Source organism: Alicycliphilus sp. T452 (assembly GCF_054512775.1).
On sequence record NZ_JBTNEH010000069.1, the window covers coordinates 1 to 1,185 of the forward strand.

Below are 1,185 nucleotides of genomic sequence, written 5' to 3' on the forward strand. Positions count from 1 at the left end.
CAACCACCCGTTGCGCTCGATCCGCGCCTGGCTCAATGACGCGTTGACCAAGATGGACGCCAGGTTCTCGGCGATGTACGAGGCCGACATCAAGGGCGGGCGCCCAAGCATCGCCCCCGAGAAACTGATGCGCGCCATGCTGCTGCAGGTGCTGTACAGCGTGCGCAGCGAGCGGCAACTTGTCGAGCAGATCCAATACAACTTGCTGTTCCGCTGGTTCGTCGGGCTGGCCATCGAGGACGCCGTGTGGAACCACTCGGTGTTCAGCAAGAATCGCGACCGACTCATCGAACACGACGCGGTCACCGAGTTGTTCAACGCGACGGTGGAGATGGCCGAGCAACGCGGCCTACTGTCGGGTGAGCACTTCAGCGTGGACGGCACGCTGATCCAGGCCTGGGCCAGCCACAAGAGCATGCGGCGCAAGGACGGATCGGACGATGGCCGTCCGCCTGAGAACTGGCACGGCGAACCGCGCAGCAATGCTACGCACGAATCCAAAAGCGACCCTGAGTCGCGGCTGTACCGCAAGAGCAATGCAACGCCTGCGCTGCCCAGCTACCTGGGCCACGTGCTGACGGACAACCGCCACGGCCTGGTGGTCAACGTGCAAGCCAGCACCTCCGATGGAACAGCCGAGCGCACGGTGGCCGCGCAGATGCTGGCCGACGTGGCGGCTCCAGGCAACAAGCGTGTGACGGTCGGGGCGGACAAGGCGTACGACACCAAGGGCTTCGTCAAGGCGTGCCGGGCCATCCACGTCACGCCCCACGTGGCGCAGAACACCAAGCGTAACGGTGGCAGCGCCATCGACGCGCGCACCACCCGACACGCTGGCTACGAAGTCAGCCAGCGCAAGAGAAAACGCATCGAGCAGTGCTTCGGTTGGGGCAAGGTGATCGGTCCGATCCGCCAAGTCATGGTGCAAGGCCTTGCCAAAGTCGATCAGCTGCTGACGCTGACCATGGCTGCCTACAACCTCACGCGGCTGCGCACCTTGGCGCAACTACGTCCGCAGCGCACCCAATGAGCACTGCGAGCGTCGAAATGGTCGCTTCCTATCGCATCAATGGCTGACAAAGAGCTCATCGGGCGCGTTCGGGTCATGCCTGAACACTGGATCACCTTGCCGAGCCGAACTTCCATGGCGAAACTCGCGTTCATCGGCGGTACTTCAACGGCCTG

1 protein-coding gene is annotated in these 1,185 nt (G+C 63.5%); it reads left to right on the plus strand.

The window, feature by feature from the left end; all coding sequences use genetic code 11:
• A partial coding sequence (locus ACX12L_RS22920) for an IS5 family transposase (RefSeq protein WP_459264569.1) occupies window positions 1-1,030 on the plus strand: 1,030 nt, incomplete at its 5' end.
• Window positions 1,031-1,185 lie beyond the last annotated feature (155 nt).